Source organism: Mycobacterium senriense (assembly GCF_019668465.1).
Classification (GTDB): domain Bacteria; phylum Actinomycetota; class Actinomycetes; order Mycobacteriales; family Mycobacteriaceae; genus Mycobacterium; species Mycobacterium senriense.
On the sequence record NZ_AP024828.1, the window covers coordinates 1,904,823 to 1,928,398 of the forward strand.

General features: G+C 62.5%; 21 protein-coding genes and 1 pseudogene. 13 read left to right on the top strand and 9 right to left on the bottom strand.

Annotated features, from left to right (window positions below; all coding sequences use genetic code 11):
* Positions 1–338: 338 nt before the first annotated feature.
* On the bottom strand, positions 339–1,100 hold the full coding sequence (locus tag MTY59_RS09080) for a TetR/AcrR family transcriptional regulator (RefSeq protein WP_221045356.1): 762 nt from the start codon (positions 1,098–1,100) through the stop codon (positions 339–341).
* A gap of 249 nt (positions 1,101–1,349) precedes the next feature.
* On the opposite strand from MTY59_RS09080, the gene MTY59_RS09085 reads away from it, so the two are divergent.
* The 4 genes from MTY59_RS09085 to MTY59_RS09100 all read left to right on the top strand — a co-directional run bounded on the left by MTY59_RS09085 (position 1,350) and on the right by MTY59_RS09100 (position 4,948).
* Positions 1,350–2,222, top strand: a complete 873-nt coding sequence (locus MTY59_RS09085) for an NmrA family NAD(P)-binding protein (protein WP_221045357.1) — start codon at positions 1,350–1,352, stop codon at positions 2,220–2,222.
* Positions 2,223–2,287: 65 nt separating this feature from the next.
* Complete coding sequence (locus MTY59_RS09090; RefSeq protein ID WP_250160770.1) at positions 2,288–2,878, top strand: NUDIX hydrolase; 591 nt, start codon at positions 2,288–2,290, stop codon at positions 2,876–2,878.
* 94 nt (positions 2,879–2,972) lie between these two features.
* Positions 2,973–3,467: a flavin reductase family protein gene (locus MTY59_RS09095; RefSeq protein ID WP_221045359.1), complete on the top strand. Its 495-nt coding sequence runs from the start codon at positions 2,973–2,975 to the stop codon at positions 3,465–3,467.
* Positions 3,468–4,081: 614 nt separating this feature from the next.
* Positions 4,082–4,948, top strand: a complete 867-nt coding sequence (locus MTY59_RS09100; RefSeq protein ID WP_221045360.1) for a hypothetical protein — start codon at positions 4,082–4,084, stop codon at positions 4,946–4,948.
* 45 nt (positions 4,949–4,993) lie between these two features.
* Here MTY59_RS09100 and MTY59_RS09105 read toward each other — a convergent pair whose 3' ends face one another.
* From MTY59_RS09105 to MTY59_RS09120, 4 genes are all read right to left on the bottom strand, one after another.
* Entirely contained in the window at positions 4,994–5,911 is a 918-nt protein-coding gene (locus MTY59_RS09105) for an adenylate/guanylate cyclase domain-containing protein (protein ID WP_250160771.1), read from the bottom strand.
* A 115-nt stretch (positions 5,912–6,026) separates the two neighbouring features.
* Entirely contained in the window at positions 6,027–6,941 is a 915-nt protein-coding gene (locus MTY59_RS09110) for a hydroxymethylglutaryl-CoA lyase (RefSeq protein ID WP_221045362.1), read from the bottom strand.
* Positions 6,942–6,943: 2 nt separating this feature from the next.
* Positions 6,944–8,155, bottom strand: a complete 1,212-nt coding sequence (locus MTY59_RS09115; protein ID WP_221045363.1) for a CaiB/BaiF CoA transferase family protein — start codon at positions 8,153–8,155, stop codon at positions 6,944–6,946.
* A gap of 48 nt (positions 8,156–8,203) precedes the next feature.
* Positions 8,204–10,345: a transketolase-like TK C-terminal-containing protein gene (locus MTY59_RS09120; protein ID WP_250160772.1), complete on the bottom strand. Its 2,142-nt coding sequence runs from the start codon at positions 10,343–10,345 to the stop codon at positions 8,204–8,206.
* A 712-nt stretch (positions 10,346–11,057) separates the two neighbouring features.
* Here MTY59_RS09120 and MTY59_RS09125 point away from each other — a divergent pair.
* The 7 genes and pseudogenes from MTY59_RS09125 to MTY59_RS27935 form a co-directional block, all read left to right on the top strand.
* On the top strand, positions 11,058–11,987 hold the full coding sequence (locus MTY59_RS09125; RefSeq protein ID WP_221046343.1) for a PDR/VanB family oxidoreductase: 930 nt from the start codon (positions 11,058–11,060) through the stop codon (positions 11,985–11,987).
* Positions 11,988–12,033: 46 nt separating this feature from the next.
* On the top strand, positions 12,034–13,227 hold the full coding sequence (locus tag MTY59_RS09130) for a cytochrome P450 (RefSeq protein ID WP_250160774.1): 1,194 nt from the start codon (positions 12,034–12,036) through the stop codon (positions 13,225–13,227).
* A gap of 2 nt (positions 13,228–13,229) precedes the next feature.
* Positions 13,230–13,448, top strand: coding sequence for a ferredoxin (locus tag MTY59_RS09135; protein ID WP_221046344.1), 219 nt, complete (start codon positions 13,230–13,232; stop codon positions 13,446–13,448).
* 79 nt (positions 13,449–13,527) lie between these two features.
* Positions 13,528–14,181: a VOC family protein gene (locus MTY59_RS09140; RefSeq protein ID WP_221045366.1), complete on the top strand. Its 654-nt coding sequence runs from the start codon at positions 13,528–13,530 to the stop codon at positions 14,179–14,181.
* The gene (locus tag MTY59_RS09145; protein ID WP_221045367.1) at positions 14,178–14,420 is read left to right on the top strand and encodes a glyoxalase; all 243 of its coding nucleotides are present in this window, start codon (positions 14,178–14,180) and stop codon (positions 14,418–14,420) included. The genes MTY59_RS09140 and MTY59_RS09145 overlap by 4 nt, the downstream gene beginning before the upstream one ends.
* A gap of 90 nt (positions 14,421–14,510) precedes the next feature.
* On the top strand, positions 14,511–15,929 hold the full coding sequence (locus MTY59_RS09150; RefSeq protein WP_221045368.1) for an FAD-binding oxidoreductase: 1,419 nt from the start codon (positions 14,511–14,513) through the stop codon (positions 15,927–15,929).
* A gap of 218 nt (positions 15,930–16,147) precedes the next feature.
* Positions 16,148–16,503 (top strand): annotated as a pseudogene (locus tag MTY59_RS27935) (helix-turn-helix domain-containing protein); the annotation flags it as partial.
* Positions 16,504–16,718: 215 nt separating this feature from the next.
* Here the strand turns inward: MTY59_RS27935 and MTY59_RS09155 are convergent.
* The 4 genes from MTY59_RS09155 to MTY59_RS09170 form a co-directional block, all read right to left on the bottom strand.
* Positions 16,719–18,698, bottom strand: a complete 1,980-nt coding sequence (locus MTY59_RS09155; RefSeq protein ID WP_221045369.1) for a heme-binding protein — start codon at positions 18,696–18,698, stop codon at positions 16,719–16,721.
* A gap of 70 nt (positions 18,699–18,768) precedes the next feature.
* A complete protein-coding gene (locus MTY59_RS09160; protein WP_221045370.1) occupies positions 18,769–19,758 on the bottom strand; it encodes a fumarylacetoacetate hydrolase family protein in 990 nt (329 codons plus the stop codon).
* A 40-nt stretch (positions 19,759–19,798) separates the two neighbouring features.
* Entirely contained in the window at positions 19,799–20,680 is an 882-nt protein-coding gene (locus MTY59_RS09165; RefSeq protein ID WP_221045371.1) for an NAD(P)-dependent oxidoreductase, read from the bottom strand.
* Positions 20,681–20,728: 48 nt separating this feature from the next.
* Positions 20,729–21,697, bottom strand: a complete 969-nt coding sequence (locus MTY59_RS09170) for a VOC family protein (protein ID WP_014711189.1) — start codon at positions 21,695–21,697, stop codon at positions 20,729–20,731.
* Positions 21,698–21,883: 186 nt separating this feature from the next.
* Here MTY59_RS09170 and MTY59_RS09175 point away from each other — a divergent pair, with 186 nt between their 5' ends.
* Entirely contained in the window at positions 21,884–23,071 is a 1,188-nt protein-coding gene (locus MTY59_RS09175) for an acyl-CoA dehydrogenase family protein (protein WP_221045372.1), read from the top strand.
* A 115-nt stretch (positions 23,072–23,186) separates the two neighbouring features.
* Positions 23,187–23,576, top strand: a complete 390-nt coding sequence (locus MTY59_RS09180) for an acyl-CoA thioesterase (RefSeq protein WP_250160855.1) — start codon at positions 23,187–23,189, stop codon at positions 23,574–23,576.

Genomic DNA, 23,576 nt, shown 5'->3' on the forward strand with positions numbered 1-23,576 from the left:
GACCGGGTTCCCTGGCCTGAACGTCATCGCTCAGCTTCTACACGAGCGCGCGGCGCCCGCCATCTTCGTAGATTTTGTAATCCGGCCCGCGGTTGACGGTGACCGATTCTATCCTTCGAACAGCTGTGGAGCAGGGTGAGATTGACTCCGCCTCAGTCACGCCGTGGAGCGTAGAAATTGGGCCGGCACTCATAAGCCAGCACTTCTTTCTCACCGGGCGGCCGCCACTCGGCGGGAGTTAATCCTCATCCTGGACACTGTCATGCGACCTCGGGCCGTCGAACCCATTGTCGATCGATGACCCGGGTATTTCGCGAACGCCTCGAGGCGACCGAAGACTAAATCGCCTCGGGCTGTTCGGATTCAGCGATGAGGCGTTCGAGATAGTCCAGGTCGCGGCGCAACAGGTCCACCGCCGCGCGGGGGCCGCTGGCGGCAGCTGCCGGTTCGCCCGACCGAACCAGGCTTGCGACCGCCAGATCGGCGATATCGGCGGCGACAATCTCGGCACTGGTCGCGTCATCTTTGTGAAACCACCACGCGACCCAGTTACACATGCCGATGATCTGCAATGCCGCCATCCGCGGCTCCACGTGGCGGAAGTGGCCGGTGTCGACGCCATCACGGATCACGCCGATGAGTATGCGCAGCATTGCGCGCTTGGTCGTTTCGTGGATCGTGGCCAGATCGGTCGGAAGCGCCGCTTCGGAGCGCGCCAGCAGGACGAACCGCGACGGTTGCCGTGCTCGGTTGAGCGCCATGATTTCGGCGATCTTCGAGAGCTTCGCGACCGGGTCCAAGGCCGCGTTTTCTGCGACCTCGCGGATCTGTGCGGTGTTGCCCGCGGTGATCTCGGCGATGAGTCGAGCCAGTAAGTCGTCCTTACTCTTGACGTAGTAGTAGAGCGCAGGCCGTGTGATGCCCATTGCGTCGGCGATGTCCTGCAAGCTGGTGCCGGCAAAACCGCGCTGCGCGAACAATTCGGTTGCAGTGGCATACATCCGGTGCTCGACGAGGTCTCGACGCAGACTCGATGAGTTCTCTTCTGAGCGTTGCCGCTTGAGGCGAGCAGGCTTGGCGCCGTCGGAGGGTCTCACCATCTCCCCGCTCTTGTCGCGCTGGGGCTACCGAATGCGGAACCCAGCAAGTTCATCAGCAGCTTACGCTGGGGACCAATTCTTGACCAATTCGTTGACGATCCCGACGGGCACCGCTATCCTTCAGGGCCGTCGACGGATGCTCGAAATGACTGACCTGATGACGGTGAGGGACTCGGACGCGAGCGCACACGCGGCCCCGTAGATTTGCCGGCACGGCCATTCGGTTAGCGGAGCGGGGAATGGAGTGCGGTGAGTGAGATCGTTCTCATCGGTGCGGCCGGCACGGCCGGTCTACGTCTGGTCCGCGCCCTCAACGCTGCGCGGGCCGACTATCGCGTGGTCAGCCATAGCGACATCGGCGCGGCCCGGTTGGTGGAGGCCGGAGCGCCCAGACCTGTCGTCGCGGACCTGGGTGAGCCCGAGAGCTTGGCTTCGGCGTTGACGAATACCTCTGTGGTATATGCAATCCCACCCGCCTTGCATCCTCGCGAGGACGAATTCCTCATCAACGCCATTCGGGCGGCCGAAGCCGTCGGCGTGGAGCGTTTCGTTTATCACTCTGTGCTGCACTCGAATACGCCCTTCCTACGCAACCATCAGCGCAAAGCCAGTGTCGAATGCGTGCTGCGCGCGAGTTCCTCGCTGAAATGGACCATCCTGCAACCGTCGATGTACGCGCAGGTGGTATTTGCGATGTTCGGCCCGACTCAGGACAGCACCGTGAGGGTCCCGTTCGACATCGACGCCGACATGTCGATCATCGATCTCGATGACTGGGCTGCAGTTGCCTTGCGAACGTTGCTCGAGCCCGGTGCGCATGACTACGCCGGCTACGAGTTAGCCGGTCCCGCCACGACGATGCGAGAGGCGGTCCGCGCGCTCGGCCGGGCGCGCGGAAGGGACCTGCATGCCTGCACGGTTCCAGTTGCCAGAGGCCCCCTGCCGCCCCGAGCGGTTGAAGACCCGGTGGCGGCCGCTGACATGATCTCCACCTACGCCCACTACGACCGCCACGGGTTTCGCGGTAACCCGTTCGTGCTCACCCAGCTCCTGGGACGACCGCCGACAACGATCGACGACGTGGCCGCGAGGGAGTACGGTCCGCCGTTGACTGCGCCGTGACGGACTCACCAACCGACATCGGTGTCGACGGCGCAGGCCGGCAAGTTCGACCAGAGCGTTCGAACGTGGCCCGCGAAGCCATCATCGCTGCACTGCAACGCTTCTCGCATTGGGCGTTCGACGGCGGCGGGCTGCGACGAGCAACCGTGGTGATTGTCGTTCACCGTCGGGGCGAGGAATTCGGAATCTGGATCATTGAACGGGCGTCGGGACTGCGTCATGCTCCCGGCCAATACGCATTGCCGGGCGGGCGGTCTGAACCGGGCGAGGACGTCATTGCCACAGGTCTACGCGAACTCGAAGAAGAAACAGGGATCGTGTTGGGGCGCCACGATGTGTTGGGGCGCCTTGATGACTATGTGACGCGCTCCGATCATCTCATCAGCACGATCGTGTGCTGGGCAGAATCTCACCCAACGATTCATCCGAATCCTAGCGAGGTCGCTCGCGCGTACTTCGTGCCGCTAGCCGATCTGCTGGTGACCCCGCGATTTCCGCGCGATCCCCAGACTGGCCTCCCGTTAATCGAGTTCCCGCTGCTCGGCGTCATCATCCACGCCGCGACCGGAGCCTTGCTGTATCAGTTCGCGGAGGTGGTGCTGCGCGGCCGCCCCACCCGCGTGGCGGCAATCGTAGAGCCACGGATTGAGACGTGACGGCCCGAACCTCGCGCTCCGCGCCCGAAATCGCGCGAATACGGTAGCGTTGAATAATTGGCGTATCCGTTGAAATGGTTAGAGGGGTGACGCGGTGGGTCCAGCTGGTGTAGGAACCGACCAACTCTCGCTCCGCGCTGCGTATGGCCACTTTCCCTCGGGGGTGGTCGCCGTGGCCGCGACAGTCGACGATCAGCCGGTGGGATTTGCCGCGAGCACATTCGTGCCGGTATCCCTGGATCCACCGCTGGTGGCGTTCTTCGTACAGAACACGTCGACCACCTGGCCGAAGCTGGTCGCCCGGCCGCGACTCGGGCTGAGCCTGCTTGCAGAAGATCACGAGGATGCTGCACGGTTGCTGTCGGCCAAGAGCGGCGATCGGTTCGTGAAGCTAACCACGGTGACCGCCGAGACGGGTGCGGTGTTCCTCGAAGGGACCAGTGCGTGGCTGGAGACGGCGATCCACGAGCTCGTCGGTGTCGGCGACCACACCATGGTGGTGCTTTCGGTTCTGGGCGTCACTCTTTACTCCGAGGTGCAACCGATCATCTTTCACCGCAGTGGGTTTCACCGGTTGTCTGCGCAATGAGCAGGGTGCGTCGACTCTTGGTCAACGCGTACTAGCCGAGTAATTTCGCTCGAATCTCGACGAGCGTGTCTGGGACGATCCCGAGCCCCGTCGTCGGGTATCCGTCGAGTCCTCCGTACCGGAGGACGGCCTCCCGTCGCACGGGTCTGCCGATGGTCGGCCTCCCGGAACGGATCCCGGCGATGTCACGGAAATTTGCCGACCGCAGCGGCGAACCATCCTGCGCCACTTGCTCGGCCGCCGCTGCTGCGCGAGGTCTGAAGATGACCCTGTGCAGCTGGGCGGAACCCTGGATGATGCCGCGGAGGAGACCGGGACGACACATCAGACCGCTCCTTGGCTGATGTTCATCTGGCGGCGCCGTCGGGTCGGGACGCAGCCCAGAAAATGATTCCGCATTAGAAATCATCCGGACGGACCGCCGCGTTGGGCGCCCTTAGGGCAGGGGTTCACGCTTTGGGGACGGCCGCTAGATGAATTACAGTTCATCCTTGAAAATATGTTCAGCACAAAGTTATGCTGACCCAGAGCGGAGCTTAAAACCCCGAACAGCCCACCAAGGGCCGCACGACTCCTGATTGAGCATCCACGAATAGACGGGCGATGAGACGACAATGACCTCGCATTACGCGATCGTGGCCGCGCGCGCCGTTCCCGCGCACCCTAAGACTCCAATGCCGTTCATGCCCGAGGTGTTGTTCACGATCTTCCTGGGAGTGCCCGTTCTGATCGGCTGTTTCTTCGCCGTCAAACACCTGCTGAACGGGCGCGGTCCGTTGCTGACGTACTGCCTGATCGGCGGCGGGATTGCGTGCCTGTTCGAGCCGATCGTCGACACCCTCGGTCTCTGCTACATCCGGCAGGGAGCAGCTACGACGACGTTTTACTCGATGGGCAGAGACTTCCCGTTGTTCATCAACTTCGTCTACATCTGGTACGTCGGGGGACTGGCCTACCTCGCCTATCGAATCTTCAACGTGGGAATCACCCGCCGGATGGTGTTCGCCATATACCTGATCGATGTGTTCATCAACATCTGGCTGGAAAGTCCGGGAGTCCTGATGGGGGCCTACGAGTACTACGGCCCGCAACCGCTGAACTTCTGGGGGCTCCCGCTGTGGTGGGTGTGCGTGAATCCCCTTATGCCACTCATCGCGGGCACTCTGATCTACCGATTGCGGCCACACCTGCCGGGTTGGAAGTTGGCGCTCGTCATCGCCTTCATACCGATGGCCGACGGGATCGGTAACGGCGCGGCCGCATGGCCAGTGTGGACGGCACTCAACCGCAGCGCACCACTATGGGTGACCCATCTGGCTTGGTTGGTCACACTCGGGTTGGCTCTGACCTTCGTGTGGGCGTTGTCGTTCGTTGTCGGTCGCGCCGAAGACGAGGTGCACGTCAGATCGAAATTGGGACTACTCAAAGCCGCGCTGGGTGGTTCGATTGACCACGGGGAGCTGGCGACCGCTGGCGCGTGACCGCGGGCGCCTCGCCCTACGTCAGCGCGGTCGAGTCCGGGCCGGTTAGCGGCCGCACGACTTTAGAACTCCGGGCGTCATGCTGCCGAAACCCTTCACGTCGGTGACTGGGAGCGGATGGATCTCGAAGCCCGCCACCGTCGCCAAGGCGGCCATCAACGACGGCCCCACCACGATCTGGTTGGGCTCGGCCATTGCCGTGAGCCGACTCGCAAGATTCACTGTGTCACCGAATAGATCCCCGCCGTGGGTGATGACTGGCCCGTATTCGACTCCAATCCGTATTCCGGGGATACGGCGCCGCTTGACGCTCTCGGCTATCCGGTGCGCGATGGTAGCCGCGACGGAAGGGGAGTCGGCGGCAAAAAAGACTTCGTCACCGATCGACTTCACTATCCGTCCGCCGTAGGCGGTGATGAGGTTGCCTGCTCGCTCCTCGAATCGTGTGACGAGACTGGTGAGTTCGCGATCTGAGAGTTGGCGACTGAGATGCGTAAAGGAAACGAGGTCTGCAAATCCGACGGCGATGCTGCTGCGTGGACCGCGCCGTTGAAGCACCGGCAGCGCCGCGGTGACCTGTCGCCGCCAGCTGTAAACCAGAAGGCTCTCCATGTCGCTCAGCGCACGGATGAGTTCCTCAGTGCCGACGGCGAATGTGCGTTCAGCCCCATCCACGTCGGGCGGGAGCGGATCGAGCATCGCCTCGACGAATGCGCGCGCTACCCGTGCCGTTGACCCACCCAGTGATCGAGTTATGTGCAGTGCGTGGCTCTCGTCGACGATGCCGTCGGAAATGAGAAGGAGTAGGCGCCGTAGCGCATCGCCGTCGGCAACGGTGAATTCTGCGGCACCCTCCTCGGGGTCCGCCAACCCGAGCGCGCGCCAGAAACGCCGGGCTCGGTACACCGGAACGTCTGCTGCGGCGGCGATCTCGTGGCTGGTGAACTCCCGCCGCGCACCCAAGATCGCATCCGTCAGGAGCTCGGTGTGGCGTGCACCGCTGGCACCGCGGGACCGGGTATCCGCTGGCTCTGCTCCTACACCGTCAGACACTGGCCGGCCTACACGTTGCTAGCCGTCAGGCGATCCGCAGCATGGCCGGTGGCTTGTTGGCACGCGCGAGGGACGAATCGAGCTGGTGCCCAACCAATTGAGTCAGTTCCTCGCGCGCTTCCGCCAGCCGATCTGGCTGAACGCCGGTAACGAAGCCTTCGCGATGTAGGAAGTGCACCAAATCATCGGCGCCGATGTTGCCGGCGGCTCCTGGTGCGAAGGGGCAGCCGCCAAGACCCCCGAGCGCGGCGTCGAACCTTCGGATTCCAAGTTGCAACCCCTCCCAGACATTGGCGGCCGCCATGCCGTAGGTGTTGTGCAGGTGCAGTCCCAGTGGCACATCGGTATATTCAGCGCTGACGGCAGTGATTGTGCGTCTGATATCACCGGGTGACGCCGCGCCAACCGTGTCCGCGAGATGCAAGACATCGATGCCGGTACGAATTAGTCGCTCAGCGACCCGCAACACCCGTTCGACCGCGGTGTCGCCGTCGAAGGGACAGACAAAAGCGGTGGCGATGGTGGCTTCGAGGTGTACATCGTTTTCGCGCAACAGTTCTGCGGCTTCGTCGACGCGGTCGAGTGCATCAGAGGTCGAGACTCCCGCGTTGGCGTGGCTGTGCCCGTCGCTGGCCGACACGACGAATCGCACGTTGCGGCATCCGCTGGCGATGGCACGCTGGGCGCCTTTCAGGTTGAACACCAGCGCATGCAGGGTCACCGGAAGGTCGCCGAGCTGATGCACCACCTCCGCGGAGTCGGCCATGGCCGGCACCTTGGCCGCATTGACGAAGGCACCGACTTCGAGTTGTGTGAAGCCGGCATCGACGAGTCGATGAGCGAAGGCCACCTTCTTGTCGGTGGGGACGATCACGGGCTCGATCTGTAGACCGTCCCGGAGCGAGACCTCGGTGACCACCACTGTGTCGTCTGCGGGCATCGCTATATCACTCCTTGTTGGCGCAATTCGTTTTCGGCTTCACTGTCGAAGCCCAGTTCGCGGAGAACTTCGCTGGTGTGCGCTCCCAGTTCCGGTCCTAGCCATCGCGTGGCGCCGGGACGGTTCTGCAGCGCCGGCACGATGCCTGGGAACACGACCGGCTGCGGGCGATCATGCCCGATATCGACGCAGTGTGTTTCCAGCATCCCTCGGTCAGCGAAGTGCGGGTCGGCAAGGATGTCGCTGGCTTGATATATCGGGCCGGAAGGTACTGCGGCCCGTTCGAGTTCAGCGAGGATCTGGTCGGACGGCAGGGTCGCCGCCCAGCCTGCGATCGCGTCCTCCAATTCCTGATTGTGGGCGACCCGCCCGGCGTTGTCGGAAAGCTCTGGGTTGTCCGCGAGGTCGGGGCGTCCGATTGTGTTCATCAACCGCTTGAAGATGGCGTCGCCGTTACCGCTGATGACCACGTATCTGCCATCGGCACAGGCGAAGGTGTTCGACGGAGAGATGCCGGGTAGGCCCGCTCCCTCTGGCATGCGGCGGATACCGAAGGCGTCGTGGTCGGGCACCAGCGACTCCATCAGCGAGTACACGGCTTCATAGAGCGCAACATCGACAACTTCGCCGCCGGGCTCGCGGCCTCGTTGCAGCAAGCCCATCAACGCGCCGATCACCGCGTAGAGGCCGGAGACGGTGTCGGCAAGGCTGACGCCTACCCGCACTGGTGGGCGATCAGGGTAACCGACGACATGGCGCAATCCGCCGATGGCTTCAGCGACGCCACCGAATCCAGGCCTGTCGCGGTACGGTCCGGTTTGCCCATAGCCCGAGATGCGAACAAGGACGGCTTGGGGATTCCTTCGTTTGATCTCGCTGGGTCCAAGGCCCCATTTCTCGAGCGTGCCCGGTCGGAAATTCTCGAGGATCACATCGGATTTCTCGATCAGCCGCAGCGCGACCTGCTTGCCTTGCGGCGTCCCGACATCCAGGGTGATGCTGCGCTTGTTGCGGCCAAGGGTGCGAAACAGCAGTGACGTCGACCCTGCGTGCAGCCGCCATCGACGCAGTTCGTCTCCGACTCCAGGCCGCTCGACTTTGATGACGTCGGCGCCGAAATCGGCGAGGATCCGGCCGGCGGTGGGCGCCGCGATGAAATTGCCGAGTTCGAGGACGCGTATCCCGGCGAGCGGACCCGTGAGATTCTCGGTCATCGTTCCTTCTGTGGGGTGTGGTCGGGAGACTGCGCAGGTTGGTTCCGGTCAGTCCTGAAGGTCCAGAGCTGCCCGGACGATGCTGTCGGTATCGATGCCGTGGTAGCGATACACGGCGTCCAGAGACCCGACCTGTCCAAACTTGCTGACTCCCAAGGATTTTGTCGGCACCCGGTTGATCGTCGATAAAAATGCCAACGTGTGGGGATGTCCATCTAGAACGGTCACCATAGGTGCAGCGTGTTGCGCGGGGAACACCTGGTCGACGATCCACGAGGCCGCATCGGCAAGACCTCGTCGGGCCTGAACGGACTCGAAGAGCCGACTTGGGCACGTGACGACGATGACCTCGCAATGCACCCCGAGTTGTTCCAATCGGGTTGCGGCGTCAAGGGCTTCGGTCACGACGGCACCCATTGCCACGATCGTCGCCTGCGGGTTGGAGCAGGCTCGAATGGTGTATGCGCCGGCCAGGACATGCTGGCGGCGACGTTCCCGCACGGCCGGGTCGGTTGGTAAATCGGCCAGCTCCTGCTTGACCGGACGCGTCGAGAGGCGCAAGTAGGCGGATTCGCCGTCGGGGCGCCCCAATCGAGACAGGGCGTGCAATAACATCCACTCGACCTCGATGGCGAAAGCCGGCTCGTAGCTCTCGCAGCCCGGTTGCTCCAAACCGATCGATGGTGTCTTGATCGACTGGTGCGCGCCACCTTCGGCGGCCAACGTCACACCGGAGGGTGTGCCGACGAGAATAGATTGCCCACCGGCGTAAATGCCGTAGGACCATGGCTCGAGCGCGCGTTCCACGAACGGGTCGTACAAGACACCGATTGGCAATAGCGGCTCTCCCCAACGGCTCCAGGTGGCGCCGAGTTCGCCGATGAGTCCGACGAGATTCGTCTCAGCGATGCCGAGCTCCATGTGTTGGCCGGTTGGTCTTTCGCGCCAATGCATGATGGTTTCCGCGTCGTCGGCGAACCAATCGAGCCGTTCGGCCGCCGACCACACGCCGACTTTGTTCAACCAGCCGGCGAGATTCGTGCTCGAGCTGACGTCGGGGCTGACGGTGACGACCCGGCGGGCGGCCTCGGGGGCCTCGCGGGTCAGGTCGAGCAGAGTACGCCCCAGCGCCGCCTGGGTGGTGGTGATGGCTAGCGGAGTACGTCCGATCTCTACGGGCAGTGCCGGCGGCGAATTGCGCTTGCCGATCGAGCGGCGTAACCGCTGAGCGGCGGCCTCGCAGATCTGGCCTTCTGGAGTGTCGGATGCAAACCTTGACCATGGGTGAGCAGCATCCTGGCCGGTGGCTGCCGCGAGTTGCTCGAACTGCTCTACGCTCAGCAGCGACGAGTGATTCTGCGGATGTCCCTGCGTGGGAAGGCCGAACCCCTTGATCGTGTAGGCGATGATGATCGTGGGGCGAGCGTCGTCGATCTGTGCGAACGCATTCCGCAAGGCCGTGAGGTCGTGCCCACCGAGGTTGCTGATGGCCGCGACGACGGTCTCGTCGTCGAGGGCGCTGATAAGTTGCGCGATCGCCGCCGAGCCGGCGCCGTCACCCGGCAGTCGGGCGCGCAACTCGTCAGCCGGACAGCGCAGCAGGCGCTGGTATTCGGGGTTGGCCATCTCGACGATGCGGGTTCTCAGCTCCGCACCGCCTGGGCGGGTGAACAAATCTTCTAGCAGCGCACCGAATTTGACATCGATGACCTGCCAGCCAGCGGCATCGAACATCGTGGCCAGTCTGCCGGCGGCTATGTTGGGAACGACGCGGTCCAGCGATTGACGATTCATGTCGACGATCCAGACGATTTCGCCCAGCTCTTGAACAGATGGATCCAGAATCGCTTCCCAGACCGCACCCTCGTCCAGTTCGGCGTCCCCGACGAGCGAATACTGGCGGCCGGTGCCGGTGCTGCCGAAGTTCGCGTCGACGTACCGGCGCGCGAAGGCCCCCCAGATGGGCGCGGTGGCGCCGATGCCGACTGATCCCGTCGAATAGTCGACGGGATCAGGATCCTTCGATCGGCTGGGATAGCTTTGCAGCCCGCCAAAATCGCGCAGCGTGGTCAGGTACTTCTCATCGAGCCAACCAAGCAGGTAGTTGATCGCGTGCAGGACCGGCGACGCGTGCGGCTTGACCGAGGCCCGGTCACCTTCTCGGAGTTCCTCGAAGTAGAGCGCCGTCATTATCTCGACCATCGACGCGGATGAACTCTGGTGCCCACCGACTTTCAACCCGCTGGGGTTTGGCCGAACGTGGTTCGCGTGATGGACGATCGCAGTTGCCAGCCACCGCACGTGGTCGGCGATCCGCTGAAGGGGTTCGGTTGTTGATGTCGTGTGGTCATCAACCTGAGTAGTTGTCACGGGCACTCCTGGCGGGCAAGTAGGGCAAGTTCAGGCGGACGTGCCAGGCGATTCGCCCGGCAGCCGACGCCGCGGGTGGATCGGGGCCGGCCGGGGCCCGGTAGGCGCTTGTACGATCTGCGATGCAGGATCCGGGCAGCGTGCGCAGCGCCCCCCGCAGTACGGTTTTCAGGCTCGAACAATCAGCACCTCTTGTCTGTTGTCACGCGCAATTGGCCGTTGGTGAAGCCGGCCGCGGCCGCGGGTTTACCGTGTGCCCCGGTCCTGACTTATTTGTCGAAAAATAATCATACCCGTAGAACAATCAAAGTTGGTGCGCGGTAGCGCGGAGACTGACCGGTATCGGCACCGGATCACTCGAGCGACCCACGGACAACTCTGGGCGGCCCCGTCGCTGATCGACGCCCGCATAGCCTGAATGCATTGCTACGGCAACGTCGAATAGTTTACTATCGCTTCAATGACTGTGACCCACACCTCACGGACCCCCACGGGTGCGGCCGCGCCACCCGGGGCCGAGGCCGTTACAGACTTGACCGTCGAGAGCGTCGAGCACGCCGCTGCCGACGTCATCAAGCTCACCCTACGAGCCGAAGACAGCGGGCCACTGCCAATCTGGACCCCAGGATCACACATCGACGTGGTCATCGACGAGGCAACCGTTCGCCAATACTCACTGTGCGGAGACCCCGACGACGTTCGCCGATGGCAGATTGCTGTGCGTCGAGTGCCCGATGGCCGAGGGGGATCCATTCGACTGCACGACCAAGTGTCTGAGGGGTCGGTGCTGACTGTCCGCGGCCCGCGGAATGGCTTTCCGCTCGTCAGCGACGCTCGACGGTATGTCTTTCTCGCCGGCGGCATAGGCATCACGCCGCTGCTACCCATGATGGCCGAGCTTGCGCGCCGGCGCGCGCACTGGCAGTTGCACTATGGCGGGCGGACACGCGCAGCGATGCCCTTTCTCGCCGAACTCTCCACTTACGGAAACAGAGTCGTGAGCCGCCCTGAAGATGAAGAGGGCCTGCTCGACCTCCAAGCTATATGTGCTGATCTAGAGCCGGGGACGGCGGTGTACTGCTGCGGGCCGGAGCCGATGATCGAAGCCACGGAGCAAATTTGTGAGACCCGAGACGACGTGACACTGCACGTCGAACGCTTCGCGCCCAAGCAGAACGCGATCCTCGAGCCCGAGTCGGAATTCGAAGTCTATTGCAGTACTTCGGATCTCACCCTTACCGTGCCTCCCGGTAGATCCATTCTCGAAGTCGCCCAAGATGCCGGACTCGAGCTGCTCAGCTCATGCATGGAAGGCACCTGCGGCACCTGCGAGGTAGATGTTCTCGACGGCCTACCAGACCATCGGGACTCGTTTCTGAGCCCTCAGGAGCGCGCGTCGAACGAGTCGATGATGATCTGCGTATCACGCTGCCTCGGAACAAAATTGACTATCGATATCTGAACCCAGCGCCCCCAGTAATTCGAGTGAAAGGCTACCCCCGTTGTCCGTGTCCCACGAAGACCTCATCGAGAAACTCCGCAATTTCTCCTCAGACGAAACCACCCCTGAACTCGCTTATGAACTGTTTGCGGAAGCCAGAGAAACCTGCCCTGTCGGTCGCAGTGACAAGCAAGGTGGCTTCCGACTCCTGCTGAACTACGACGATGTCAAGGCTGTCCAGGGTGACTGGAAGACCTACGCATCGTCACCGAGCGTGACGCGCCCGTTCGCCGAACGCCCCGCCTTTCCACCGCTGGAGCAGGATCCCCCCGAACACACCTCATGGCGCGAGCTGTTCAGCCGGATATTGAACAACGAGACCGCCGCCCAGATCGAACCTCTTGTCCGGGCCGATGTCATCACACTGATCGACCGGCTACGTGAGAGTGGCTCTTTCGATCTCGTCGCGGATTTCGCCGAAGAGTTGCCCTTGTTGGCGCTGTGTCACTTTCTCGGATTCGACGCCGAGAAGCGGGATGCCGTCCGCGCAAAGGCACTAGAGATGGTGGGCAGCCTGGGAGACCAAGAGCTTGCGGGCGCCACTTTCATGGCCCTGGCTCAATTGGGTGTCGAAGAGGTCCTCGCGCGACGCGACCAGCCGCGCGATGACTTCCTCACCGAGTTGTCTACCGCCGAGATTGATGGCGAGTTGCTCAGTGTCGAGCAGATCGCCATGACCATGAGTAGTTTCCTCGTGGCCGGTCACGGCACTACCGTGGCGGGTCTGTCAAGTCTGCTGTGCGACGTTCTATCGGCACCCGAAGTGAAAGCTCGGCTCTGTGCCGATCACGACCTGATTCCCGTAGCCATCGAAGAGACACTGCGTCTACACCCCCCCTTCTTCGGGTTATTCCGCCGTGCGGTCAAGCCGGCGACCATTGGTGACGCCGACATTGCCGAGAATGAGTCGGTGCTGTTGTGCTGGGCTGCGGCCAACCGTGATCCGAAGGTCTACGACGATCCCGATGCTTTTTCCCTGGATCGCAAGCAGTCTCGACGTAACAGGCACCTGACTTTCGGCTTCGGCATCCACGCCTGCCCCGGAGCGCCCATTGCCCGCATGCAGATGAAGGTGGCGCTCGAAGAGCTTCTGACGCGGGCCCCCGAAATCGCCCTGGTCGATCCCGCGTCTGCGGTTTACGAGTTCCGCGGGACCGAAACCGCGGCGATCCCATCGCTTCCCGCGGTGTTCAAGTCGTGACTATGAAGGTGAGGGTCGATGCCGGACTCTGTGAGGGCCACGGGCAGTGCGTAAGCGCAGCACCGCAGGTCTTCGAGATGGCGGACTCCGACGAATACGCACACGTTGTACTGGAAAGCCCCCCCGAGAGCATGCGAGGAGAAGTCGAATTCGCACAAAAGCTGTGCCCGACCAAAGCGGTCATTGTCGAGGATAAGCGCGCACAGGGGTTTTACGGATAAGACTAATAGTTGACGATGGTGTTGACGAGCGGTCCAGTGGCGCCTAGGCTGGACCACAGCAGCACCTGGATGGAGGAAGGTGGAACACGTGGCTGACAGCACGCCCACGGGGCTTGAGCACTTGGCGCGCGGCGTTGACCATGCGGCATTCCCGACGTTCGACCCCGCAGGCACCGTCCGCTTCTACCACGACATCTTGGGTTTTCCGATCGTGCACTCGGTCTGCGCAGTGGGCTGGGGGCCAGTGGACCACCCGGATTTCGTACACTTCTTCTTTGACATCGGCAAAGGCGATCGAATCGCCTTCTTCTACTACTTCGGGGTAGAGCGGTTCAGTCCCGACGGCGACGCGTACGCCACCCACGGCCCGGAGATTCCGGGGTTCTTCCGAGATTCCCGTCACTTGGCGATCCATGTGGATTCGGTTGACGTGCTCGAGGAATACCAACGCCGTCTGCAGTCCAACGATTGGCGTGTCGAAATGCGGGTCAAGCACGAGACGATCGAGTCGATCTACACCCATGACCCCAACGGGTATCTGGTCGAATTCACCTATCCCACGAGGGCGACCACCGTTGCCGACGATGATGATGCCGAGTTGACCGTGCGAGCTTTGCTCGATGTGGTTGCTTCGTCGGAAAAGCCTTCGCTGGCGGCGCTGTGGGCGCGCAAAGCCGAACTTATCCTGGAACACAGCGAGGATGTCTCACCGGCCGCGGAGCTGATTCGGTGATCCGCCTGTATGTGCTCAACGTGCCCGAATTCAAACCCGTCATCGACGAGGGCACCGCCGTCGCCGACCATGCGCGGGTGATCGGCCACTACGTCGAGATCAGCAGTAAAGGCTCGTTGGTCATCGACCGAAAGAAAGCGCGTGCGCGACGCGCAGTCTGGTTCAGCGCGATCGGCGCGCTGAGCAACGGCAAGGTGACCCAGTTCGACAGCGACCAGCTGCATATCCAGCCGGAGTGACGACCGGCAACCAATCGATCTGACGAGAGAACAACTTGCACCTCGGCAGGTCTTTGGCAATCAACCGCGATTACATTTCGGAGGAGTGACATGTCGGTGCCTGTGTCGAAAGGCCTTTCCAACTTTCGGGGACCGGTATATACGCCCGGCGACGAAATGTTCGTGCGATCGCGCGCCATTTACAACACCCGGATGAGCGATCAACAGCCATCGGCTATCGCACGTGCTTTGGACGCCGATGACGTCATCGCCGCCGTGCGATTCGCTGCCGAGCAGCGGCGCGGTCTTGCGATCCGGGCCGGCGGGCACGGGGTCGACGGAAGCGCGATGCCCGACGATGCACTGGTAGTCGACCTCAGTGAGTTCAAGCAGATCTCCGTCGAACCCGACTCGCGTCGGGTGCGACTCGGCGCCGGTGTGCTGCTGGGCGAGATGGATGGAGCGCTCGCCGAATATGGTCTAGTGGTGCCCGCCGGGACGGTGAGCACCACCGGGGTCGCCGGGCTCACAATCGGCGGAGGCGTGGGCTACAACATGCGCGCCCGCGGCGCGACGGTAGACAGCCTTCTCGCATGCGAGATCGTCACGACCGACGGGCGCCTAGTACGTGCGAGCGCCGACGAGAACCCAGACTTGTTCTGGGCGGTTCGCGGTGGAGGCGGCAACTTCGGCGTGGTGGTCAACTTCGAGTTCCAGGCGCATCCCATACCGCAGATGGTGTCAGCCGGCATGATCCCGTTCTCGCTGGATCAGGCATCCGAGGTCCTTCAGTCTCTCCGCGAGTATATGCCCACGGCGCCAAGGGAATTGGCGCTGATTGCTGCCCTCACCCAGTGTCCCCCCCTGCCGCCGGTGCCGGTCGAAGCACACGGCACTGACGTGCTCATGTTCGTAGTCGTGTTCACCGGTCCACAAAGCGACTCCGATCGGGTGATGGCACAACTAGCAAGTTTGGGTAGGCCGGCTACCGTTGCTGTGCAACCGGTTCCGTGGCCCGCAGCCAATTCGATGCTCGACGTTATCGCGCCATACGGGCGACGTGTGTACACCAAGGGCGGGTACCTGAGCGAGCTGTCCGACAGTGCGATCGACGCGACCATCAAGCACGCGGGGATCGCCCCTGCTCCCACGGCACCTCCGACGCCCAGCACCGTGCAGAACCTTTGGGCCCTCGGCGGTGCGATCAGCGACGACTTCGAGGAAGATTCCTGCGCTTTCTCCCGAGAGGGTGCCACCTGGTTCTGGGAAGTGGCGACGCAATGGGATGACCCGTCCGACGACGCCACGTTCATGGCGTGGGCTGACGCCCTCGATGCTGACCTGCGGCCTGAGTTCAGGGATAACTGCTACATCAATCTCACAACCGACCTCGGCTCCGCGTGGCGCAAAGGTGCGTGGGGATCACCCGAAAAATATCGCCGCCTAGTCGATGCGAAGATCAAATGGGATCCGCAGAACATGCTGCGATACAACAAAAATATCGATCCGACCCCAACTAGCGCCGTTTGACCGTCCTTTGATGGCCGTCGCTACAAATAGGGCCAACCCCCGCATCGACTCGTCACCGCCTGGTGAACGACGTGGCCAGTCATGGCTACCGGTCAGGGTCGGTGAACACTACGATTGGCGCTGGCTTGGGCTCTTGGGGTGATTGCAACACTTCGTAGTCAGGAGTGTTGATGACGGGCCAGCCTCAGCTGTTGTCGGAGCAACGTCGGTATTGGTAGTTGACCGCAGCCGGGTTGCCTTAAGGATGCCGGGGATGCGGCGGCGTGTCGGCGACGTGTAGTAGCAAGCGGTTTCGCCGGTCTGGTGATGTGAATCCTCGATCGTCAGTGCCCCACGGGCAGAAACGGTCGCGGTTGTCGGCTGATGAACGCGAACAGATCGTGATCGGCACCGCTCGATGTGAGTTGATCCGCTCGATGGCATCCCCGCTGGGCCAGGCCCCGTCGAGCGATCATGCGCGAGATCGCCCAAAAACGGTGTCATGCGAGGGTGTCTAGGCCGTTATCGCGCCCCGGTATCGCTTCGGGGCCCGCCGGCCGGCTGGGACATCAAGTCGGGGTACTCGGCTACTGTCAATCCGACAGGAACTACTTTTGCAACAAACCATGAAACCGCCTGGCTGGGCGCAGTTGATGACCGCGCCCCGCTTGGGGGCGGCAACCGCTCAGATGCGTGTTCACCTCATCGCTGAGGCTTTACGATCGGCCCGGCCCACGCGTCGCCGAGGAAAACCGTCCCGGATGCTTTGCGATGAGTCCGAGCTAGACCGACTCGGCTCACGCTACGGGGCTAAAGCGTTGCCAGGACGTCGAGCCCGGCCTGAGCGATCGCGACATCGTTTTCCGCCGACTCACCTCCGGCGGCGATTCCACCGACGATGGCGCCGCCGATGGCGATCGGCAATCCGCCAGGCAACGCGACGAATGTTTGCGACGCCGTGGCGAGCTGGGCTGAGATTTCGGCCGGCACATCGCCGGTGGGTAGGCCGCTGAACGCGGCAGTGCGCGCTTTTTTCGGCACGACTTCCACGGCGAGCGGAGTGGCGCCGTCCATCAGCACCCAGGCTCGCAACAGACCCGTAGCGTCCACGATTGCCACACCCGACGGCGCCTCGAGCTCGCGCGCCGCGTTGACCGCCGCCTTGAGCATCGCCAGCACCGATCCTTCGGGAAGCAGAGAATTGCTGTTGAACTTCGACACGGGACGGCTCCTTACTCCTTCGAGTTGAATGAGGTCTGTTCGCCCGGCGACAATGCCGTCAGCGACGATGTCTTGGTGGTCTCGTCGAGCTCGGACGGCGACGACGCTGCCCGTTTCGATGCGGATGCGCTCCGCGACAGCCAACCGATCCATCACATCGGAGCGGGTATCGCCACCGTGCAACGCGATAACGGTGGCGCCGGACTGCAAGTATTCGCGTGCCAGATCTAGATAGTCTTCGCCGTGCGGCCCCCAGGCGTCCCCGGAGTTGACCTCGATCGTCGCGATGCCCGACGCCGCGTCGTGTCCGGACGGCGGCGGCAATCTGCGGTCGTCAAGCTTGATCGCCTCAGTATGCAGCGGGAGATTCAAAACCCAGTCTGTCAAGTTGGAATCGGGTACATCGTCGACAGGAATGTCTGCGAAGTCCGCAATTGCGTTGGCCGCCAACGCCGGCTCTGTCTTAGCCAAGCTGTCCAGCGATACCACGCCGGCGCGACTGAGATAGGCCACTGCCACGCGCGATGGCGAGAGGTGCAGCCGCTGGGAAAAGGACTCCCACCAGAGTTGGCTGCGTGCCGCTCGCTCCTGCAGGCGTGCGACACTGGGCCGCCGGCTGCGACTGAACCCGGCCAGGGCATCAGAGACGGGCTGGCCCTCAACGGTGTCCAGGTAGTCGACAAGTGCGATGGCACTTTCGAGGGCCACCTTGGTGCCCGAGCCCAGCGACGGGTGCACGGTCGCCACCGCGTCACCCAACAGCACTACATTGCGGTAGGACCAACGGTCACATGCCAACGTGGTGAAGTGCGTCCAACGCGAGCGGTTGCCGAAGAAGTGGCCGCCCTTGAGCAACGCGCCGAAGGCCTCGGACAGATAGTTCAAAGCCTCCTTATCGGAGGAGGATTCCGATTCCCACGTGCGGTTGACGAACCCGGCGCGCTCTAGCGTGTCAACGCTGGCTTCGACGACGAACGTCGAAAGACCGGGGGCATAGGGGTAGGCATGCGCCACAAAAGTCCCAGCCGACGTCTGCACCGGATGAAAGACTGTGCCGTCCAACTCGATGTCAGCGGCGCACCAGATGAAGGCGCCGCGGCCGTTGGACTGGTGGACGCCCAGCTGCGGCGCGAATCGTGCGCGGGTTGAGCTCGATAGCCCGTCGGCTCCGACGACGATGTCGGCTTCTTCCGTCAAATCGTCGACATGGACGCTCTTGCCGATGTTGACGTCGGCGCCGGCCTCAGCGGCACTTTCGAGCAGTATCCGGAGCAGTTCCGAACGCCTGATGGCACCGCTATGGAACTGCCCGAATTGCGTTGTGCCCTGGGGAAGGCGGAAGCTGGCGGAAGAGAAGGGGAAGGTAGCCGCCATCAAGCGATCAAAGACCACGGGATCGGCTACTTGCACGGCGTGCAACAGAGCCCTGGTCAGACCGACGCCAAATCCGAAAGTATCATCGGGCGGCAGCGTTTCGAAAACCTCGATCGTCCAGTCGGGGTGACGCGAGGCTGCTAATCTGGCGGTTAATGCGCCGGCGGGCCCACCGCCGATGATCTTTACGAGCATGGTGTCTCTATGCCTCCGTCAGAAGATTTGTGCAGGTGATGGGAAGAGGCTTCCGATCAAGCGAAGACGATCAGTCACCGGCGCCGATCACGTTGCGCAACGTGTCGACCCCATCGATCCGAACATCAACGTGATCGCCGGCCTGCAGGAATGCGCCGTTAACTCCGCCTTCGATCGCGGTGCCGGCGGGTGTGCCGGACAGAATCATGTCGCCGGCGCTCAGCGGAACGAATTCGCTGATATAGCTGGCGATTCGGCCAAACGAATGGGCCATCTGCGCGGTGCTGCCCGACTGTCGTAACTCGTCGTTGACATGACAGGTGATCGAAAGATTGTCGACGGGCGGGTAGTTGACGACCATCCAGGGCCCGCAGCTATTCCCGGTGTGGAAGTTCTTCGTCAACGACCAGGTCAAGGGTCCATGGTCAGTTTGTGCAGCCCCGAGAGCTGTGTCGCGGATACTGAAGTCGTTCCATGCTGTATATCCCCAGAAACGAGTGGATAGCTCGTCGTGCGCATCGCTGCCGAGCACCACGGCCACTTCAGCTTCGTAGTCCAGGTATTTGGTTCCTGGCGGAGGTACGATCGTGTGGTTTGGTCCGACCACCGTGCCGGGAATCACGTAGAACCCCCAGGGCGGCGCATCGTGGGCAGCTGAATTCGTCACGGACTCCGGCAGATTCAGCACTCCGGACATCTTCGAGGCGTGGGCCGGAAAGTTACCGCCCATTGCAAAGATCCGAGAGCCCGGATCGGGCAACGGGGGTTCGAGCTCCAACTCATTCAGGGGTGTCAGCGGGAGATTATGAGTACTGATGTCCCAGCACCCAAAAGCATGCTCGGCAAGCAACCGAAGCGTCTCGCGCGCATCGGTCCACCGCTCGATCATCGGCAGCCAGCTCTGCCGCTTGTCATCAAACAAAGCCTGAACCCCGTCGGCGATGTGGGGCTTCGCAGCGCGCAGCGTCTCGCCGGCTGCAGAGATGTCGAGTACCTCGAGGCGCCCATCGGCCTCGAGTATCAGGCCGGTGGCACCACCGTGTGCGCGGACGAGCCTCATCCTCGCTCGCCTCGATCGTCGGCGAACCGTCGGGAGGCGGTCATTGTTCGCCGTCACACAGAGCGCGGAACAGCGCCGCCGGCTCAGCGTTGCCGCGGCCTGCATCGCTGAGCCGGTGATAGCGATCTGCGACGATCTGCGACAAATCAGTGGGAGCACCGATTTCTCGGGCGAATGCAATGACCTCGTCGACATCCTTCAATGTCATGTCGACGGTGACAAGTGTTGCGTCGAAGTTACCGGCGGCGATCATCGGGGCGCGAATCTGAAACTGCCCCGAGGTGGCGCCGGGGCTCGCTGAGATGAGTTCGGCGACCTGGCTGAGATCGAGACCGGCACGTTGGGCATACACCATCGCCTCGACGGCGGCCGTGACATGGATGGTCGCCAAGAACTGGGCGACGAACTTGATCTTCGAACCGTTGAATTCGGTCCCGACATAGGTGACCTTGGGGCACATGGCCTGCAGTACCGCTTCGTAAGTGAGGTATGCGTCGCGGTCGCCGCTGGCATAGATCATCGCGATCTTCATAGCCACCATCGGTGGCGTACCGCTCACTGGCGCATCGATAAATTGAGAACGCCTGTCGATCAACAGCTTTCGCGCGCCTTGCTTGACATCCAAGGGCAGGGTGCTGCACTCGATGACGGTTGGGACTGCACTGGCTCGAAGAATTCCGTCTGGGCCGTCGATGACGTCCTGAAACGTCGCTGCGGACGGCATGCAGGTCACGATGACGTCGGCGGCTTCGGCCACGTCGCGGGGCGACCCGTCTCCTGCAACAGCGCCGCCGGCGGCAATCAATTCCTCGGATCGGCCGCGCTTGGTGGAGATGACACGAAACCCGTTGTCAAGCAACCCCTTTGCCAAGGGCAAGCCCAGCCGGCCCACGCCGATGAAACCCACTGTGAGCGCACTCATGTAAAACTCCTCTGATCAAGACCACGACGAAGACCCGCCGCGCCGGTATCAGCTGTCGGTGACTGCAAAGGTCTCGTTGAGATCCGCTCCCAGCAACGCATCGGGTGGGGGCGGACCCATCAACTCGGCCGGGGGTGCGCCGGTGTTCCATTCATCGACGGCGTGTGAATCGGCGACGGTCCACGTGCGCGGCACGTAGGTCGGGTCGTGGAGGATGATCTCCTCTTCCACCGAGTATTCGAACCAGTAACCCTCGGCGTCGCGGAAGTAAAGAGCGATGTTGTGTCCCGGACCGTGCCGCAACGGGCCCCATTCGATGCGTACATCGTTGGCTTGCAGAGCTTCTGCGGTGGCGTAAAAGGAATCGACGTTCTTCATGCTGAACTGCAAATGGTGCAGCGCAGTGGCCGGCGTCCTCACCAACACCACATCGTGATAAAGGTAGCGGCCAGGGGAACGCATGAAACCCATCACCTGTACTCCGCCAGGACCCATGATGCGGCTGGAGTACAGCTGACCGAGCGTGTCGAGCATGAAGGCTTCCTCGGCCTCGAAATCGGCGGCTCCAAGTCCGAGGTGATCGGCGACAACGGGTTCGGGGCCGCCGGTCTCAGGTGCCTCGATGAGATGGGCAACCGGAATGGCAGTGCTCACGCCTGTCGTCAACTCGAGACAGTGGCCGGCCGGCGTCAAAACCCTGACCGCGGGCGCTCCCTCCCACCCGGCCGATTCAAGTTTGGATACCTTGGCGCCCGTCGCCTCCAAGCGGCTGACCGCTGCGTCCAGTGTCTTGGCATCGTGCACGAGATAACTCACGTGGTGCAGACCGTGATCGTCGCCGGGTTTGTAGACCAGGGAGTATCGATCGACACCGTGCGCACTGAGATAGTGAGTACCGTCAGGATCGGCGTGGACGAGCGAGAATCCCATCCTTTCAGCCGCGAATGCCGCGGCCGTCTCCGGGTTTTTAGCGTTCAGTGCGATGTAGTTGACACGCTCGATGCCGATCGGTGACAACGCTGCCTCCTGATGTCGGGTTGATTTCGCAACGCGGCTGCTTGTTCGGTGTTGCCACCAGCCGGCAGGTGTCAGCTTACGGTGACGCCGACTATTTGACAATAGCGTTGGGTGCCCCTAACGTGACTGGCATTACAGCGATTCTCGCGCACAAGAACATCGCCTGGGAGGAATTCTGTGTCCGCAATGACCACCACTGACGAGGCCCTGGAACCGGATACAGAGGAGCAGCTGATCGCCAAGGCTGCGGAGTTGTCCACGCTGCTCGCCGAGCACGCCGACGAAGCGTCGCAACTGACCCGGCCAGCTGATACGGTCATCGAGGCGCTTCGTGACGCCGGCATGTTCAAGCTGACGACGCCTCGATCACGCGGTGGCTACCAGGTGTCGCTACCGACCTTCATCAGGATCGGCGAAGAGTTGGCGCGGGGGTGTGCATCAACGTCGTGGGTCACCAGCATCTACAACGGCGGCATCTATATGAGCTGCACCTTCCCGGACCGGGCGCTCGACGAGGTGTTCGCCGATGGTGCGCCTTTGATGTGTTCGAACTTCACACCCTCAGGGCAGGCCATTCCCACCGATGGCGGCTATCGCATCACGGCCTCGTGGCGGTTCTGCAGCGGCCAGCATCACGCTGACTGGGGCCTGATGGCCTCGATGATCGTGCGCGACGGTCAAGATCCCGAGCCCGCCACGTTCATCATCCGACGCTCCGACATGGTGGCCGCTGACGACTGGCACGTCAGTGGTCTGCGCGGATCGGGATCCAACACGCTCTCGGTTGAGGATTTGTTCGTTCCTGAGCACATGGTGCAGCCCATCGCGGTTGCAGCCATGGCGGAGACCCGTTCTGAATCGCTGGCCTCCGATAGCTACTTTAAAGTGCCTCATATCCCGTTCTTTACTGCCGGAGCCACCGGGGCCCCACTCGGAATGGCGCGGGCGGCAATGGATTTGTTCGCATCCCGAATTCACAAGCGTGGTATCACGTACACGACTTACGCCAAGCAGTCCGACGCGGTGGTCACGCATCTGCAGATGGATGAAGCGATCATGAAGATCGACGAGGCGCGCTTCCATGCCGAGCGGGCCGTCGAGACCGCCTTGAAGGTCTCTGAGAACCTCGCCGATGTGGCGAGCCGGGTGCGAATCCGGTCGGATGCAGCCTGGTGCTTTCGCCGCAGCCGTGAGGCGATCGAGGTCATCCGCCAAGCCGCCGGCGCAAGCGCTCTGACCCTGTCGAATCCGATGGGCCGCATCGTGGATGACATCGAAGCGCTCACGGTGCACTCGTTCCTCGTCTTCAGCACAAATGCCGAACTGCACGGCCGGGTCCGCTGCGGACTGGCTCCGGACGTGCCGTTCTTCTGATCTGTCGGGCTCACCGATCACCGCCGTCGCACCGAGGAGCGAATTCCGCGTGTCTATGTCAGACCGGGCCCCTGATAGCTCGTCTCTGTTGACACGGAGCTCATTTCGAGTGGTGATGGCCGACACTGACGCGGCGCAGGTTATCTACTTCGGAGCCCCGCTGCTATGGGCCGAGCGGCTGGTTTCCACCTGGCTCGCCGACGTCGGCTGCGGAACCTTCGACGCGCTGGCCAACGGGTATGGTCTGCCCGCCGTGCGGTGCGAAATGGAATACGCGTCGGCGCTGCGGCTCGACGATCGAGTGCAGGCCACATTGTCGGTCGACACGGTCTCCGAGCGATCGGTCACCTTTCGTTCCGAATTCACCAAGGTCGGCGAAACGAACCCGGCGGTGATCGTGCGTGTGAAGCAGGTTCAGGCCGCTGTCGATGGGCCCGGTCTCCGATCGGTCCGCCTGCTTCCCAAATTAGCTGAAGCACTGAGCAATACGGCAACACGGACGTAA